Source organism: Ruegeria sp. AP11 (genome assembly GCF_056535865.1).
In genome coordinates this window covers 2,392,150-2,408,879 of the sequence record NZ_JBQFJB010000001.1, presented here as the reverse complement: position 1 = coordinate 2,408,879, position 16,730 = coordinate 2,392,150, and the positions used below count along the sequence as shown (strand labels likewise).

General features: G+C 60.6%; 15 protein-coding genes. 3 read left to right on the top strand and 12 right to left on the bottom strand.

Features of this window, described 5'->3' with window-relative positions; genetic code table 11:
* Positions 1 to 61 precede the first annotated feature (61 nt).
* The 6 genes from ACR3E4_RS12060 to ACR3E4_RS12035 form a co-directional block, all read right to left on the bottom strand.
* Complete coding sequence (locus tag ACR3E4_RS12060) at positions 62 to 472, bottom strand: F0F1 ATP synthase subunit epsilon (RefSeq protein ID WP_480530419.1); 411 nt, start codon at positions 470 to 472, stop codon at positions 62 to 64.
* Between the two features lie 12 nt (positions 473 to 484).
* Positions 485 to 1,909 carry a F0F1 ATP synthase subunit beta gene (atpD, locus tag ACR3E4_RS12055; RefSeq protein WP_480530421.1) on the bottom strand — a complete coding sequence of 475 codons (1,425 nt, stop codon included), beginning with the start codon at positions 1,907 to 1,909 and terminating at the stop codon, positions 485 to 487.
* An 18-nt stretch (positions 1,910 to 1,927) separates the two neighbouring features.
* Positions 1,928 to 2,806, bottom strand: coding sequence for a F0F1 ATP synthase subunit gamma (locus ACR3E4_RS12050; RefSeq protein ID WP_480530423.1), 879 nt, complete (start codon positions 2,804 to 2,806; stop codon positions 1,928 to 1,930).
* A gap of 15 nt (positions 2,807 to 2,821) precedes the next feature.
* Positions 2,822 to 4,360 (bottom strand): F0F1 ATP synthase subunit alpha, encoded by a 1,539-nt coding sequence (atpA, locus tag ACR3E4_RS12045; RefSeq protein WP_480530425.1) that lies wholly within the window; start codon positions 4,358 to 4,360, stop codon positions 2,822 to 2,824.
* Positions 4,361 to 4,921, bottom strand: coding sequence for a F0F1 ATP synthase subunit delta (locus tag ACR3E4_RS12040; protein ID WP_480530427.1), 561 nt, complete (start codon positions 4,919 to 4,921; stop codon positions 4,361 to 4,363).
* A gap of 303 nt (positions 4,922 to 5,224) precedes the next feature.
* Positions 5,225 to 5,959 (bottom strand): class I SAM-dependent methyltransferase, encoded by a 735-nt coding sequence (locus ACR3E4_RS12035; protein WP_480530429.1) that lies wholly within the window; start codon positions 5,957 to 5,959, stop codon positions 5,225 to 5,227.
* Positions 5,960 to 6,020: 61 nt separating this feature from the next.
* Between ACR3E4_RS12035 and gloB the strand changes: the two genes are divergently transcribed.
* Together gloB and clpA are read left to right on the top strand one after the other, a co-directional pair.
* Positions 6,021 to 6,788: a hydroxyacylglutathione hydrolase gene (gene gloB, locus ACR3E4_RS12030; RefSeq protein WP_480530431.1), complete on the top strand. Its 768-nt coding sequence runs from the start codon at positions 6,021 to 6,023 to the stop codon at positions 6,786 to 6,788.
* A gap of 175 nt (positions 6,789 to 6,963) precedes the next feature.
* Complete coding sequence (gene clpA, locus ACR3E4_RS12025; protein WP_480530433.1) at positions 6,964 to 9,288, top strand: ATP-dependent Clp protease ATP-binding subunit ClpA; 2,325 nt, start codon at positions 6,964 to 6,966, stop codon at positions 9,286 to 9,288.
* A gap of 52 nt (positions 9,289 to 9,340) precedes the next feature.
* Here clpA and ACR3E4_RS12020 read toward each other — a convergent pair whose 3' ends face one another.
* From ACR3E4_RS12020 to ACR3E4_RS12010, 3 genes are all read right to left on the bottom strand, one after another.
* Complete coding sequence (locus ACR3E4_RS12020; RefSeq protein ID WP_480530435.1) at positions 9,341 to 11,041, bottom strand: peptidoglycan -binding protein; 1,701 nt, start codon at positions 11,039 to 11,041, stop codon at positions 9,341 to 9,343.
* Between the two features lie 3 nt (positions 11,042 to 11,044).
* Positions 11,045 to 12,223 carry a biopolymer transporter ExbB gene (locus ACR3E4_RS12015; RefSeq protein ID WP_480530437.1) on the bottom strand — a complete coding sequence of 393 codons (1,179 nt, stop codon included), beginning with the start codon at positions 12,221 to 12,223 and terminating at the stop codon, positions 11,045 to 11,047.
* Positions 12,224 to 12,291: 68 nt separating this feature from the next.
* A complete protein-coding gene (locus ACR3E4_RS12010) occupies positions 12,292 to 12,822 on the bottom strand; it encodes a gamma-glutamylcyclotransferase (protein WP_480530439.1) in 531 nt (176 codons plus the stop codon).
* Positions 12,823 to 12,889: 67 nt separating this feature from the next.
* Here ACR3E4_RS12010 and ACR3E4_RS12005 point away from each other — a divergent pair, with 67 nt between their 5' ends.
* A complete protein-coding gene (locus ACR3E4_RS12005; RefSeq protein WP_480530441.1) occupies positions 12,890 to 13,891 on the top strand; it encodes a DUF2125 domain-containing protein in 1,002 nt (333 codons plus the stop codon).
* On the opposite strand, the gene ACR3E4_RS12000 is transcribed toward ACR3E4_RS12005, so the two are convergent.
* Genes ACR3E4_RS12000 through hisC form a run of 3 tightly spaced genes read right to left on the bottom strand, consistent with a single transcriptional unit; the run spans position 13,888 to position 16,708 of the window.
* Entirely contained in the window at positions 13,888 to 14,709 is an 822-nt protein-coding gene (locus tag ACR3E4_RS12000; RefSeq protein WP_480530443.1) for an extensin-like domain-containing protein, read from the bottom strand. The genes ACR3E4_RS12005 and ACR3E4_RS12000 overlap by 4 nt on opposite strands.
* Positions 14,706 to 15,626 carry a prephenate/arogenate dehydrogenase family protein gene (locus ACR3E4_RS11995; protein ID WP_480530445.1) on the bottom strand — a complete coding sequence of 307 codons (921 nt, stop codon included), beginning with the start codon at positions 15,624 to 15,626 and terminating at the stop codon, positions 14,706 to 14,708. Before ACR3E4_RS11995 ends, ACR3E4_RS12000 begins: the two co-directional genes overlap by 4 nt.
* A complete protein-coding gene (gene hisC, locus ACR3E4_RS11990; protein ID WP_480530447.1) occupies positions 15,623 to 16,708 on the bottom strand; it encodes a histidinol-phosphate transaminase in 1,086 nt (361 codons plus the stop codon). The genes ACR3E4_RS11995 and hisC overlap by 4 nt, the downstream gene beginning before the upstream one ends.
* Positions 16,709 to 16,730 lie beyond the last annotated feature (22 nt).

Here is a 16,730-nt window from a genome sequence, read left to right as displayed (position 1 = left end):
TCACGACAAAAAAACGGCCCCGCAGATGCGAGGCCGTTCAAATCTTGAACTGTTGTGCCTATTACAGGCTCATATGCGTCCCAAGCGCTTCCATATCGGCCAGTAGCTTGGCCGCGTCGTCGACGATGGTCTGATCGTCACCGGCTTTGGCAGCCTCGTGCGAGGCGCGAGCCTCGGCGATCAGGTCGTCCAGATGCGTCCGTGTCACTTCCGCCACCGGAATGGCCTTTTCGGCCAGAACCGACAGGCTGTCGCCGTTGATCTGGGCAAACCCGCCGGTGACCAGGTATTCGCTGGACCCTTCGGGTGCCTCAACCTTCAGCAGACCGGGGCGCAGCGTGGTGATGGTGGGGGCATGATCGGGCATCGCCGTCATGTCCCCGTCCGCGCCGGGAATCTGGACCGCGGTCGCCGCGAGCGAAGCAAGGCTCCGCTCGGGGCTGACGAGGTCGAATTGCATCGTGTTTGCCATCAGGGATACTCCTTAGGCGGCTTCTGCGGCCATCTTTTCCGCTTTGGCGATCACTTCGTCGATGCCGCCAACCATCAGGAAGGCCGCTTCGGGCAGGTGATCGTATTCGCCAGCCACAACGGCCTTGAACGACGAGATGGTGACATCCAGAGGAACCTGAACACCCGGCGAACCGGTGAAGACCTGCGCCACGTCGAACGGCTGCGACATGAAGCGTTCGATCTTACGGGCGCGGGCCACGGTCAGTTTGTCCTCTTCCGACAGTTCGTCCATGCCAAGGATGGCGATGATGTCCTGCAGCGACTTATAGCGCTGGAGGATCTGCTGAACGTCGGTCGCAACCTTGTAGTGCTCTTCGCCAACGATGGCCGGGTCGAGCAGACGCGAGGTCGAGTCGAGCGGGTCAACAGCCGGGTAGATACCCTTTTCCGAGATCGCACGGTTAAGAACGGTGGTCGCGTCCAAGTGAGCAAACGAAGTTGCCGGCGCAGGGTCGGTAAGGTCGTCCGCAGGCACGTAGATCGCCTGAACCGAGGTGATCGAGCCCGACTTGGTCGAGGTGATGCGTTCCTGCAGCGCGCCCATGTCGGTGGCCAGTGTCGGCTGGTAGCCCACAGCGGAAGGAATACGACCCAGCAGAGCCGAAACCTCGGAGCCCGCCTGCGTGAAGCGGAAGATGTTGTCGACAAAGAACAGAACGTCGGTACCGGACTGGTCGCGGAACTGCTCGGCCAGAGTCAGACCGGTCAGAGCAACACGTGCGCGTGCTCCCGGAGGTTCGTTCATCTGACCGTAAACCAGGGCCACCTGCGATTCCGACAGGTTGTCCGGCTTGATCACGTTCGATTCGATCATCTCGTGGTACAGGTCGTTGCCTTCACGGGTCCGTTCACCAACGCCCGCGAACACCGAGAAGCCCGAGTGCACTTTTGCGATGTTGTTGATCAGTTCCATGATCAGAACGGTTTTGCCAACGCCGGCGCCGCCGAACAGGCCGATCTTACCGCCTTTGGCGTAAGGGGCCAGCAGGTCAACGACCTTGATGCCGGTGACCAGAACTTCCGACTCGGTCGACTGTTCGTCGAAGGTCGGCGCGGGCTGGTGAATGGCACGAGCTTCGGTCGCTTCAACCGGGCCTTTTTCGTCGATCGGCTCGCCGACGACGTTCAGGATGCGGCCCAGAGTAGCATTACCGACCGGAACCGAGATCGGTGCGCCGGTGTCGGTTACTTCCTCGCCACGGACCAGACCTTCGGTCGCGTCCATCGCGATGGTGCGGACGGTGTTTTCACCCAGGTGCTGAGCAACTTCCAACACCAGGCGCTTGCCGTTGTTGGTGGTTTCCAGCGCGTTCAGAATTTCAGGCAGCGCGTCATCGAACTGCACGTCAACGACGGCCCCGATAATCTGTGTGACTTTGCCTTTTGCATTCGCCATGTTTCGTCTCCGGTTATCTTACAGCGCTTCGGCGCCGGAAATAATTTCAATCAGCTCGTTGGTGATCACGGCCTGACGCGAACGGTTGAACTGGATCGTCAGCTTGTCGATCATCTCACCCGCGTTGCGTGTCGCGTTGTCCATCGCGGACATCCGTGCACCCTGTTCAGACGCTCCGTTTTCGAGCAGAGCCGAGAAGATTGCGGTCGCAACCCCCTTGGGCAGCAGGTCGGCCAGAATGGCCTCTTCGCTGGGCTCGTAATCGAAGATGGCACCGCTGTCGTCGCCCGCCGCTTCGTCCTCGAACGAGGCGGGGATGATCTGCTGTGCCGACGGGATCTGGGTCACAACATTGACGAACTTCGAGTAGAAGATCGTGGCAACGTCGAACTCACCGCCGTCAAAGCGGGACAGGATGTCCTTTGCGATGTCCTGCGCGTTGGAATAGCCCAGACGCTTGACTTCGCTCAGGTCCACATGCCCGACGAACAGATCGCCAAAATCACGCTTGAGCGCGTCGCGGCCTTTCTTGCCGACGGTCAGAACCTTGACCGTCTTGCCGTTGGCGCGCAGCTCGTCCGCCTTTTGGCGGGCCAGCTTGGCGATGTTCGAGTTGAAGCCGCCGCACAGGCCGCGTTCAGCTGTCATGACAACCAGCAGATGGACATCATCGCTGCCCGTACCACGGAGCAGCTTGGGGGCGCTGTCGCTGCCCCCGACCGACGCCGCCAGCCCCGCCATCACGGCATTGAACCGCTCGGCATAGGGACGCGAGGCTTCGGCAGATTCCTGGGCGCGGCGCAGTTTTGCGGCCGCGACCATCTGCATGGCCTTGGTGATCTTGCGGGTCGATTTGACCGACTCGATCCTGTTTTTAAGGTCCTTAAGATTTGGCATATGCCCGCCTCTCCCTTAAGCGAAGGTTGCGGCGTATTCGTCCAGCGCAGCCTTGATCTTGTCGGAAGCGTCACCTTTGATCTTAGGATCTTCGTCCGTGATCCACTGAAGCAGTTCCGCGTGTTTGCCACGCAGGTGCGCCAGCAGGCCAGCTTCGTAACGGCCAACATCGGACACGTCGATCTTGTCAAGGTAGCCGTTGGTACCGGCGAAGATGACGCAGACGATTTCAGCGTTGGTCAGCGGCGAGTACTGCGGCTGTTTCATCAGCTCGGTCAGACGCGCACCACGGTTCAACAGCTGCTGAGTTGCGGCGTCGAGGTCGGAACCAAACTGCGCAAACGCAGCCATTTCGCGGTACTGAGCCAGTTCCAGCTTAACCGGACCGGCAACCGACTTCATCGCGTTGGTCTGAGCCGACGAGCCCACACGCGAAACCGACAGACCGGTGTTCACGGCAGGGCGGATGCCCTGATAGAACAGTTCGGTTTCAAGGAAGATCTGGCCGTCGGTGATCGAGATCACGTTGGTCGGAATAAACGCAGAAACGTCACCGCCCTGAGTTTCGATAACCGGCAGAGCGGTCAGCGAACCCGCACCGAAGTCTTCGTTCAGCTTCGCCGAACGTTCCAGCAGGCGCGAGTGGAGGTAGAAAACGTCGCCAGGATAGGCTTCACGTCCGGGCGGACGGCGCAGCAGCAGCGACATCTGACGATAGGACACAGCCTGTTTCGACAGGTCATCATAGATGATCAGCGCGTGGCGGCCATTGTCACGGAAGTATTCGGCCATCGCGGTCGCGGCGTAGGGTGCCAGGAACTGCATCGGAGCCGGATCGGACGCGGTTGCGGCCACAACGATCGAGTAGTCGATCGCACCGGACTCTTCCAGTTTCTTCACCAGCTGCGCAACGGTCGAACGCTTCTGACCGATGGCAACGTAAACGCAGTACAGTTTCTTCGACTCGTCGTCGCCTGCTGCGTCGTTATAGGTTTTCTGGTTCAGGATCGCGTCCAGAGCAACGGCGGTTTTGCCGGTCTGACGGTCACCAATGATCAGTTCCCGCTGGCCACGGCCAATCGGGATCATCGCGTCAACCGATTTCAGACCGGTTGCCATCGGCTCGTGCACCGATTTACGCGGGATGATGCCGGGGGCTTTGACGTCGGCAACACCACGTTTGGAGGCATTGATCGGGCCTTTGCCGTCCAGCGGGTTGCCCAGACCGTCAACAACGCGGCCCAGCAGCTCGTCACCGATCGGAACGTCCACGATCGAGTTGGTGCGCTTGACGGTGTCACCTTCTTTGATGTCACGGTCAGAACCGAAGATAACGACACCCACGTTGTCGCTTTCCAGGTTCAGGGCCATGCCCATGATGCCACCGGGGAATTCGACCATTTCGCCCGCTTGCACATTGTCCAGGCCGTATACACGGGCAATCCCGTCACCGACGCTCAGCACGCGGCCGATCTCGGCCACTTCGGCTTCCTGACCAAAATTCTTGATCTGGTCCTTCAGGATTGCAGAAATCTCTGCAGCTTGGATTCCCATTTATCCGACCTCTTTCATTGCATTCTGTAGGGAGTTCAGCTTCGAACGGATCGAACTGTCGATCATTTTCGAGCCCACTTTAACGACAAGACCGCCGATGAGGCTTTCATCAACGGTCGCATTTATTGTCACGGTCTTGCCCACACGCTCGGACAGCGTCTTGGACAGTTTATCCAGTTGTGTCTTGGTCAGCGCCTTGGCCGAGGCGACATCGGCAGTCACTTCGCCACGCTCTTCGGCCAGCATGTCGCGCAGAACCTGAACCAGTTGCGGTACCACGAACAGGCGGCGTTTCTGCGCCATAAGACCCAGCGTGTTGCGCAGGATGGCGTTCAGGCCCATCTTGTCTGCAATCGCGGTGATTGCGCCTTCCTGCTCGGCGCGGGACACCAGCGGCGAGGCGATCAGGTCGCGCAGTTCTGCGCTGTCGCCCAGTGCGGATGCCAGATCATTGATGCCGGATTCCAGACCTGCGAGGTCATTGTTCTCTTTTGCGATCTCGAAGATCGCGGTGGCATAGCGCTCGGCGATGCCTGTGGAGATCGAAGCTGGTTCGGACACGTCCACCCTTTCGATATTTGAGGCCCCGAATTTGCTGGAGTGGCTACCCCGGGGGCGTGAAGAAACCCCGTCCTTTTAGGGCGGGGATCAAAATCACCGGGGATGTAGCAGAGGTGTTCCAACCAAGCAATATACTATAGCGGTAACAGATTTATCCACAAATTGTTAAATTTCAGACACTTATCGCAAGTGCGACCGTTTGGACCCCCTCACCCGGTTGAAAAATGTTACGAATATGCAGGTTTTTGCGATTCCTGTGACTTTTTTTCCGCAATATTGGCGGTCACACAGGCTTGCCGATTGTCACGCAGGCTTCAACAAACCGTCCAGCGCTTTGATCGGGCGCTTGACCGAGTCCTTGGTCACAGTTCCACTGGGCGGACGTATGAGTTTGCTGGCTTCGACCATCAGCACCCCCCCGGCCATGACCGTCGGCAGGCGCTGCCCGGTTTTTTCGATCAGGCTTCCGGATTTCAGCCAGAACCGCCGGAAAGAGGGCGGCAGGTAGAGCGCCGAACAATGGTTTTCAGGCACGAAGTGATGCGCCCGTAATTGATTCTCAAGCTGCGTTGCAGAATAAGGCCGTCCGAAACCAAAAGGCGTCTTGTCGGTCCGCGACCAAAGCCCGGCCCGGTTCGGCACCACAAACAAGACCCGCCCACCCGGGCCCAGCACACGCCAGCATTCCTCCAGCAAGCGGCTGGGCCGGTTTGAAGTTTCAAGCCCATGCATCACCACCAGCTTGTCCACATGGCCGGTCTCAATGGGCCATGTCGTCTCTTCCGTCAGAACCGAGACATTGGGCATCCCAGCAGGCCAAGGCATCACTCCTTGCGGTCCCGGCATCAACCCGATCACCCGACGCGCGTCCGCCAGGTAGGGGCGCAACAAGGGGACCGCAAAACCAAACCCGACCACGGTCTGGCCCTTGGCTTCGGGCCACAGCTCCAGCAACCGGCCACGGATGGCCGCCTGTGCCGCACGGCCCAGCGTGCTGCGATAATAAAAATTCCTCAGATCCTGCACATCAAGATGCATTGCGGACACCCGGTCAATCGGCTTAGCTGGGCGCAGTCTAGCAATGAAAGGGCAAAAGGCCATGCCTCTTGAGATCGTTACCGTCCCCTGCCTCAGCGACAATTATGCCTTTCTCGCCCATGACCCGGCCAGCGGTGAGACCGCACTGGTCGACGCGCCCGAGGCCGCTCCGGTTCTGGCCGAGCTGAATGCGCGCGGCTGGCGGCTGAGTCACGTTCTGCTGACGCATCATCATTGGGATCATGTGGACGGCCTGCCCGGAATTCTGGAAACGCAGCCCGCGCGGGTGATCGGGGCCAAAGCCGACGAGTACCGCCTGCCGAAACTCGATCAGGCGGTGGTTGAGGGCGACACGTTCTATATAGGCGGCGAACCGGTCGAGGTTCTGGGTGTTTCGGGCCACACCGTGGGACATATCGCATTCTATATGCCGCAAAGCGGTGTCGTATTCACCGCAGACAGCCTGATGGCGCTGGGATGCGGGCGGCTGTTCGAAGGGGAGCCTGCGCAAATGTGGGCCTCTCTCAGCAAGCTGGCTGCCCTGCCCGACGAAACAATCGTGTGTTCCGGCCACGAATATACCCAATCAAACGCCAAATTCGCCCTGACAATCGATCCCGACAACGCCGCCCTGCAGGATCGCGTTGCCGATATCAACCGCGCCCGCGCCGCCGGAGAGCCCACCGTGCCGTCGCTTCTGGCACTGGAAAAGGCCACAAATCCGTTTCTGAGGGCCGCAGACCCGGCGATTCAGGCGCATCTGGGCATGGAAAATTCCGACCCGGCGTCAGTTTTTGCTGAAATTCGTGCCCGAAAAGACCGCTTTTAGGGCGTTTCAACCCCTCTTCACGGCCACGGTCACAGGAAATGTGACTGTCAAGAGCAAGAAAACCCTTGAAGCCGGGGCACGATCAACCAAACTCTAATAGTATGAGGACATGGTTGGGATGGGGATCCTGCCGATACTCGACCCCCCTTCCGGCCCAATATAGAGGAGCACCCGCGTGCCTTCATTCTCGAGCACACTGGAACAAGCCATCCACGCGGCCCTTGCGGCGGCGAATGAACGGCGACATGAATTTGCAACGCTGGAGCATCTGCTGCTGGCGCTGCTGGAAGAGCCCGATGCGGTGCGCGTGATGAAAGCGTGCAGCGTCGATCTTGACGAGCTGCGCAGCACCTTGGTCGAATTCATCGACGAAGACCTGTCAAACCTCGTCACCGATATCGACGGGTCCGAAGCCGTACCCACCGCCGCCTTCCAGCGTGTCATCCAGCGCGCCGCGATCCACGTCCAAAGCTCGGGCCGGACCGAGGTCACCGGGGCCAATGTGCTGGTCGCTATCTTCGCCGAACGCGAAAGCAACGCGGCCTATTTCCTGCAGGAACAGGATATGACGCGCTATGACGCGGTGAACTTCATCGCCCATGGCGTCGCCAAAGATCCGGCCTATGGTGAAAATCGCCCGGTAACCGGCGCGGATGAGTCCGAAGATGAGGTGCAGGCGGCCCCGGGCGAAGCGGATCAGAAGGAAAGCGCACTGGGTAAGTATTGCATCGACCTGAACGCCAAATCGCGCGCTGGCGACGTCGATCCGCTGATCGGTCGCTCGGATGAAGTGGAACGCTGCATTCAGGTGCTCTGCCGCCGTCGCAAGAACAACCCGCTGCTGGTGGGTGATCCGGGTGTTGGCAAAACCGCCATTGCCGAAGGTCTGGCACACAAAATCATCGCCGGAGAAGCGCCAGACGTTCTGTCCGAAACCACGATCTATTCGCTGGACATGGGCGCGCTGCTGGCCGGTACCCGCTATCGCGGCGATTTTGAGGAACGTCTGAAGGCGGTTGTGACCGAGCTGGAAGAACACCCCGATGCAGTCTTGTTCATCGACGAGATTCACACCGTGATCGGCGCCGGTGCGACATCCGGCGGCGCTATGGATGCGTCGAACCTTCTGAAACCTGCCCTGCAGGGCGGCAAGCTGCGCACCATGGGATCGACCACGTACAAGGAATTCCGTCAGCATTTCGAAAAGGACCGCGCGCTGAGCCGCCGGTTCCAGAAGATCGACGTGAACGAGCCCTCGGTCGAGGACAGCGTGAAAATCCTGCGCGGCCTCAAGCCCTATTTCGAAGAGCATCATGCGATCAAATACACTGCGGATGCCATCAAGACCGCCGTGGAATTGTCGGCCCGCTATATCAATGACCGCAAGCTGCCCGACAAAGCCATCGACGTGATCGACGAGGCCGGAGCGGCGCAGCATCTGCTGGCTGAAAGCAAACGGCGCAAAACCATCGGCGTCAAAGAGATCGAGGCCGTCGTCGCCAAAATCGCGCGCATTCCGCCCAAGAACGTCACCAAGGACGATGCCGAGGTGTTGAAAGATCTTGAGACCTCGCTGAAACGGGTTGTGTTCGGTCAGGACGAAGCTATCGAAGCGCTGTCGAGCGCAATCAAACTGGCCCGTGCCGGACTGCGTGAGCCCGAAAAGCCCATTGGTAACTATCTGTTTGCCGGCCCGACCGGTGTGGGCAAAACCGAGGTGGCGAAACAGCTGGCCGATACGCTGGGTGTAGAACTGCTGCGCTTCGACATGTCGGAATACATGGAGAAACACGCGGTTTCCCGTCTGATCGGCGCCCCTCCGGGTTATGTCGGGTTCGATCAGGGCGGTTTGCTAACCGATGGCGTCGACCAGCATCCACATTGTGTGCTGCTGCTGGACGAGATCGAAAAGGCGCATCCGGACGTGTTCAACATCCTTCTGCAGGTGATGGACCATGGTGAGCTGACCGATCACAACGGCCGCACGGTGAATTTCCGCAACGTGGTGCTGATCATGACCTCGAATGCTGGTGCTGCCGAACAGGCGAAGTCGGCTATTGGTTTCGGTCGCGATCGTCGTGAAGGTGAGGACACCGCCGCCATCGAGCGCATGTTCACGCCGGAATTCCGCAACCGTCTGGACGCCGTGATTTCCTTCGCGCCGCTGCCGAAAGAGGTCATCCTGCAGGTGGTCGAGAAATTCGTGCTGCAGTTGGAGGCGCAATTGCTGGATCGCAATGTGACCATCGATCTGACGCCCAAAGCCGCCGAGTGGCTGGCGGACAAGGGTTATGACGACAAGATGGGCGCGCGTCCGCTGGGCCGTGTGATCCAGGAGCACATCAAGAAACCGCTGGCCGAAGAGCTTCTGTTCGGCAAATTGGCCAAAGGCGGCGTTGTCCGCGTCTCGGTCAAGAAAGGTGAACTGGATCTGGAAATCCTCGGCCCCGATCAGCCGCGCATTCCGGGAGATAAGCCGCCGCTGCTGACAGCGGACTGATATCGATACCTCAGAGTCAAACAGCGCCCACCCTTTTGGCGGGCGTTTTCATTTACCGTTCGGTCAGCTTCAACTCGATCCGACGGTTCTGCGCGCGCGCTTCTGGCGTGTCGGCGGGATTGACCGGCTGGAATTCGCCAAACCCGTTGGCCGCCAGACGGTTGGGTGGAATTCTCAGCGCTTCGACCATGAACCGCACCACAGACAACGCGCGGCCCTGGCTGAGCTCCCAGTTGTCGCGATACCGCCCGCTGCCCGCCAGCGGCACGTTGTCGGTGTGCCCGTCGACGCGGATGACCCAGTTCAGGCCCTCGGGGATTTCAGCCGCGACGGTCCGAAGAATCTCGGCCACCTTGGCGACCTCCTGACGGCCCTCTGCAGATAAAACGGCAGAGCCCGTATCAAACAGCACCTCGGACGAGAACACAAAACGGTCGCCTTCGATGCGCACGCCCTCCTGATCGCCCAGCACATCGCGCAGCCGTCCGAAGAACTCGGATCGGTAGCGTTGCAGATCTTCCGCCTGTGCCGTCAACTCCTGATTCTGCCCGGCCAGTCTTTCCGCCTCGACCTCAAGCCTGATCCGCTCTGCCTCTTCCAGCAACCGGCGGCGTCGCTCTTCCGAAGCCGCACGGGCAAGCGCGGCGTTCAGGTCCTGACCAAGCGTCTGGATCTGGATCTCAGCGGCGGCATTCCGCTCTTCGTAATCATCCAGCAGCGCCTGCAACGAGCCCAACTGACTGCGCAAGGCCGACATTTGCTGATTCAAAAGTGCAGTCTGGCGCTGCGCTTCGGTCGAGATTTCCTTTTCCGACGCAAGCGCCCCTTGCGCCACCGCCAGCAATGCCGCGCGTTCATCTGCCAGCGATCTCTGCTCATTCGCCTGCGCCTGAGCCTGCGTTTGCGCGTCCAAAGCCGCCTGCAGTTGGGCCTTTAACTCGTCCGGGTTCAGCTCTCCAAATTGGCGCTCAAGTTCGGTCCGCGCTGCTTGGGCTGCGGCTAGCAGGGTCAGAGTTTCCTCGGCTTCCTTGCGTTGCGCCTCCAGCGCCAGTGTCATCGAGGTCAGTTCGTCATCCGCATCCTGCAGGCGGTTGCGCAGAGTTTCAGCAGCAGCGGCTTCAGCCAGACGCGCCGCCTCTTCATCCGTCAATTGCTGCGTAAGGTCCGCAATCTGACCTGCCTGCGCCGCTTCGCTGGCTTCCAGCTCAGCCACCAGCGCCTCGAGCGCTTCGCGGCGTGCGGCGGCCAGACGCGCGGCTTCGGTTTGGGCGTCGATCTCGCTGCGGCTCTGGGCAAGGGCGAGGTTCAGGGCCTCCTGCTCGCTCAGCAACTCATCGCGCTGCTGTAATAACGCATCCTGCTGATCCACCAAGGCGGCAATATCGGCCCGCGCCCGCTCTTGATCCGCCAGCAGCGCGGCAACCTGTGCCTCAAAGCTCGTGATCTGCGATTGTGCCTCGGACAGTTCATCCTCGACCTGCCCGAGCGTCGTGTTCAATGTGCCTAGACGCGCTTGCAGGCGGCTGTTTTCGCGCTCTTCCAGTCCCAGCGCCCCGGCCAGCGCCGCGACCTCGTCCGACAGCGCGGTCAGTTCATCCTCTTGCCCCGAGATGGTTTCGCGCAGCACGAACTGGACGATCATGAAGATGGTCAGCACAAAGGTCAGAACCATCAAAAGCCCCGTCATGGCATCGACGAAGCCGGGCCAGACCGAGCCCGAAAATCGATGACCGGTGCGACGCGACAGGGCCATCTTCTATTCCCCGTCCGAAGGCGTGCGCACAGCGCCGCGCGGCAATGTCAGCGCCTTGACCAGCAGTTCGAAATCCTTGCGCAGTTCATTCATGCTGTCCTGCCGACCGGCTGAAATCTCTTCAAGAATGCGCAGCAGTTGCACATCCATCGACCGCAGGCGCATGCGGCTTTCGGCATCGATCCCTTCGCCCGAGCCATGTTCGCGCATGTGATCCAGCAGTGCATCCTGCCCAAGTGCCACACGCTCCAAAGCTGCGGTCACCCCCTCGGACTGCGCCTGACGCTGGTTCATATCGCTGATCGCGTCGACCAGATGCCCCAGCTTTGCCGAAACCTGTGTCCGGTCCTCGTCCTGTGCCGCGAACAGATCCTGCAGCGCATCCATCTGTTCCGACATGGCATCGAGCACCGGTGTCAGCACCGCCAGTTCCGCGCCACCCTCGTCCCCTGCCGTAAACCCGACGCGGGTGATCGAGGACAACCATTCCTCTAACTCACGATAAAACCGGTTCTGGCCGTGGCCCGCGAACAGTTCCAACAGGCCGACGATCAGCGATCCGGCAAGCCCCAGCAAAGATGAACCGAAGGCAACGCCCATCCCCTGTAGTTGCGATTCCAGCCCCGTCATCAGGCGATTGAAGACGGCCAGACCTTCCTCACCTTCCTGCGGGTTCAGGCTGCGGATCGTATCGACGATGGCAGGCACGGTTGTCGCCAGACCAAAGAACGTGCCCAAAAGGCCCAGATAGATCAGGACGTTGGTGATATAGCGCGTGATCTCGCGCTCTTCCTCGACCCGCTCGGCCACAGAATCGAGAATCGACCGGGTGGAGCTGGAACTGATCTGTGATCGCGCGCCCCGCGCGCGCAGCAGCGAGGCCAGGGGCGCCAGCAATTGTGGCGGGCGCACGTCATCGCGTTCGACCCCACCGACAAAGGCCTCGATCCAGCGTACCGAGCCGATCAGCTGAGTCACCTGCAGGAAACAGGCGGCCACGCCGATGACAAAGACCAGAAGGATGAAACCGTTCAGATACAGGTTGGCCTGAATGACCGGCAGCACGTAAGGCAGCGCCGCGAACACGCCAAGGCCCGACAGCCCGATTGCGATCAGCATCATAAGGATTTGGCGGATTGGTTGCGAGAAATGAGGTCTCACGCCCTGTTGTGCCTGCGCCATGCGCGTGGCTCCCGGTATTGTCTGCTCTGGGCTGAACCTATCGAAGTTCCGGGCGCGACGCCAAGGGTTTATGCGCGGATTGTGCGCACCCGTTGCGACAACCACTCAAGGTCGGGGTCGTGCAGCCCGATCTCGGTCAGATGCGCGGCGGTGTTGTAAAGGTATTCGTCGTTCGGGCCGCGCCCGCCCACGGCATGGGCGATGATCTGGGCCTGCTCCTCAAGCGGCAGCCCACCGCAATACTGCACGTGATGCGCATCGATGACATAGGTCACGGCGTTGACGACCTCACCGCTATGCAGATGCACGTGCAGCATCCTTTCCAGATAGGCGGACGAAATCAGCTCGCGCTCGCGCAGCTCTGCCAAGGTGCGTTCTTCGTGCCCGGCTTCGACGGCCAGCGCCAGACCCGAGCAGTTCGCATCCGGCTGCTCATCCAACGCCAGCACCAGACCCGGATCCTCTTCGGTGCCGCGGTGGTGAATCGATCGCATGCAGAAGGACCGGGCATAGCCATGCAGAGTGGCATGTTCGCTGCGGGCCACCGGAAAGCCGGGGTTCCACAAAAGCGATCCATATCCGAAAACCCACATCGTCATTGCTCTGGTCCTTGCCCGTTTGGCCCTATAAACATCAAATCCGAGGCAGGAAAAAGGGCCAATCATCATGCGTCGTCTGACACGCGTTCTTGTTTTCGTGGCCCTGGTGTGGAGCGCCTATTGGTATGTCGCGGGTTACGGGCTGCGCAATGCCATCACCGGCTGGTTCGACCATCAGCAGGAACGCGGCTGGCAGGCCGATTTCTCGGATGTTGCAACGGCGGGCTATCCATTGCGACACATGACCCGCCTGAACAACCCAGCCCTCGCCGATCCGGCGAACGGCATAGCCTGGAGCGCGGATTGGATCGAGTTTGACAGCCCCGCCATCTGGCCCGGTCGTCAGGTGTTGCGCTTTGCCAGCACGCCGCAGCGTCTGTCTTATTTCGATCAGACCACGACCGTTCAGTCCGAAGGTCTTCAGGCCGAGCTGTACCTGCAACCCGGCGTGGCGCTGGTGCTCGAGAGGATGGCGTTGACCGCCGGGCGCTGGCTGCTGTCGGATGAACAGGCCCCTCAGGCCGGAGGGCAAAGCCTGAGCCTGATCATGGCGCAATCGGGCGCGCCGGAAAGCTACAACATATCGGCGAAGATCGACGGCTTTACACCGGGCAAGGAGTTACGGCGCCTGATGCGGTCGGCCTCGTCTCTGCCGCAATCCTTCGAGACGCTGGAACTCGACACGTTCATCACATTCGACAAGCCCTGGGATCGCAGCGCATTGGAGGAACGACGCCCTCAGCCCGTGGCGATTGACCTGAGGTTGGCCGAGATCAAATGGGGCGAACTGCGCCTGTTCGCCACCGGAGAGCTGGATGTCGACGCTCAGGGCATTCCGACCGGAGAAATCGCGGTCAAGGCCGAGAATTGGCGGGATATGGTCGCGATGGCCAACGCCGCGGGTGCCCTGCCCGATCAGGCGGTTGATCCGGTGACGCGGGCGCTGGGGTTCATGGCGGGCCTTGGTGGCAATCCCAACGCGCTGGATATGCAGCTGAATTTCCGCGATGGATTTGTGGCTCTGGGGCCGTTGCCACTGGGTCCTGCCCCGCGACTGATCCTGCGTTAACGGCAATAAGGGCCACTGCGATAGCGCGCCGTGTCCAGATGGAAGTGGTCGCGGTGATACCGATCCGAGTTCGGCCCCAACACCGTTCCGAACGGCCCACAGGCCCCGCGCCAGACTTTGATCAGTTGTGTCTGCGACGGGTTCTTGCGCCACCCGTTCAGCACGGTCACCACCTCACCATCGGCCATTCGGAACCCCGAGATATCGATGGCCCGCCCCTTGCCATGTTCGGAAATCCGCCCGCCTTTTTGGTTGTTCCGGGTCCGGCAGGCGTAATGTGCGGCGACCTGTAGCTCAACCACCGGCCCGCGCCGTTTGAAGGTGGGCTTGACGGTTTTGTCGACCCATTTGTTCAACGCCTGCGCCGTGCCGCAATCCATGGTCGCCGGGCGGCTGAGCTTTACCCCGGCGACCGAGGTGATCTGAACCGCATCCTTGATCCCGCAGGCCTTGATCTTGCCGTTCACACGGCCCACCGGCTTACCCTGTATTTCAATATCCCCACAAACCGACGACTTGCGCAGCTCGCGTTTCTTCAGGAATACTTGCTGCTCTAACTCCTTGGGCCGCACATAAGGCCGGATCGAGTTTTCGGGCCCCAGCAGCGGCAATTCTGCCGGGCGCGCCGCCGCCGCCATCACCTGTGGCGAATTCGGTCGTAGCACAGGGCGTATCTTTGCAGGCGCGATGATGGGGGCCACAGACGCAAGCGTCGGGCGGGTGATCGGGACCAGAGAGGTTTCGGGCGCGGCTGCCTGTGCCTGCGTCGCCAGCAATGCGGCGAGACTTATCCACAAACCTCCCCGCAACCCTCTCATGTCGATACTTTCCCCCGTCCGAAATCCGGCGCGTCCGTATCCTGCCCGGCATCAATGATGCCACGCCGGATCGCGCGAGTGCGGGTAAAATAGTCGAACAGCTGCTCTCCGTCACCTGTGCGGATCGCTCGTTGCAGTGCAAAGAGCTCTTCCGTAAAGCGTCCCAGAATTTCCAGCGTCGCATCCTTGTTGGTCAGGAAGACATCACGCCACATCGTCGGGTCCGAGGCCGCGATCCGAGTAAAATCCCGAAAACCGGCAGCCGAATATTTGATGACTTCGCTATCCGTCACCCGCCGCAGATCATCAGCCACGCCAACCATGGTGTAAGCAATCAGATGCGGCGCATGCGAGGTTACGGCCAATACCAGATCGTGGTGATCGGCATCCATTTCATCGACATTCGATCCCATCCCCTCCCACAGCGCCCGCAAGCGGGCGATCGCGTCCGGGTCCGTTCCTTCGACCGGGACCAGCAAGGACCAGCGATTGTCGAACAACTCGGCAAAGCCGGATTCCGGCCCGGAATGCTCCGTCCCGGCCAGCGGGTGGGCAGGAATGAAATGCACATCTTCCGGAATATGGGGCGAGACAGCCTCGATCACGTGGCGTTTCACCGAGCCGACATCCGAAACGGTCGCGCCCGGCTTCAGAAGCGGTCCGATCTGTGCCGCAACCGCGCCCATTGCACCGACCGGGATGCACAGCACAACCAGATCAGCCCCATCAACGGCCTCTTCAACCGTGTCACAGACGCGGTCGCACAGCCCGATCTGCCGCGCCGTCTCGCGGGTCGCGTCTGAACGGGCATAGCCGGTCACCTCGCCCGCCAACCCTGCGCGCTTCATGGCCCAGAACATGGATGAGGCGATCAGGCCCAGCCCGATCAGCGCCACTCGGTCGTATATCTGGCTCATGCAGCGCCCCCTTTGAACGCGGTAATAGCTGCAACCACTCGGCGGCAGGCCTCTTCATCGCCCACGGTAATCCGCAGCGCGTTTGGCAGGTTGTATCCCGCAACACGCCGCACGATCAAACCCTGAGTTTTCAGGTAATCATCGCAGGCTTCGGCCTCGGCCCGATCCGTGAACCGGGCGAGGATGAAATTGGTGCAGGACGGGTCAGAGGCCACGCCAATTTTGGCCAGCTCTTCGGACAACCAGACCCGCAGACGGGCGTTTTCTGACTGGCAAAAGCGCAGATATTCCGCGTCATGCACCGCGGCCTCGGCCGCAGCCAAAGCAGTCAGCGACAGGTTAAAGGGCTGGCGCACCCGGTTCAGCACATCGATGATGCCTTTGGTCGCATAGCCCCAACCCACACGCATTCCACCCAGCCCGTAGACCTTCGAGAAGGTCCGGGTCATGATCACATTCTCAAAGCGATCAACCAGAGCCGCCCCGCCGTCGAACCCGTCGACAAACTCGGCATAGGCCCCATCCAGCACCATCAGACAGTTGCCGGGCAACCCCTTGGCCAGACGTTCCAACTCGACCTCGGGGATCATGGTCGAGGTCGGATTGCCCGGGTTGGTCACGAACACGATCCGGGTCATGTCGGTTACGGCGGCAAGGATGTTATCGACATCCACATACCGATCACGCTCGGCCACCATCACGGGCGTTGCGCCGGCCATCCGCGCGATGATCGGGTACATCGAGAATCCGTGCTCGGTATAGATCACCTCATCCCCCGGCCCGGTATAGGCCTGTGCAACGAATTGCAGCACCTCGTCACTGCCGACACCGCAAATGATCCGATCAGCGTCCAGCCCATGCCGCTGAGAAATCGCTGCGCGCAGGCTGGCATGATCGGTGCTGGGATAACGATGCAGGGTTGCAGCGCTGTCGCGCACTGCCTCAATCGCCTTGGGGCTGGGTCCAAACGGGTTCTCGTTGGAACTCAGCTTGATGACCTCGGCCACCCCCGGCACATGGGACTGACCGCCCTGATACAGCGCGATGTCCATAATGCCGGGTTGTGGGATGGGTTTGGTCATGAGGGGCTCCGTTACTTGCGCC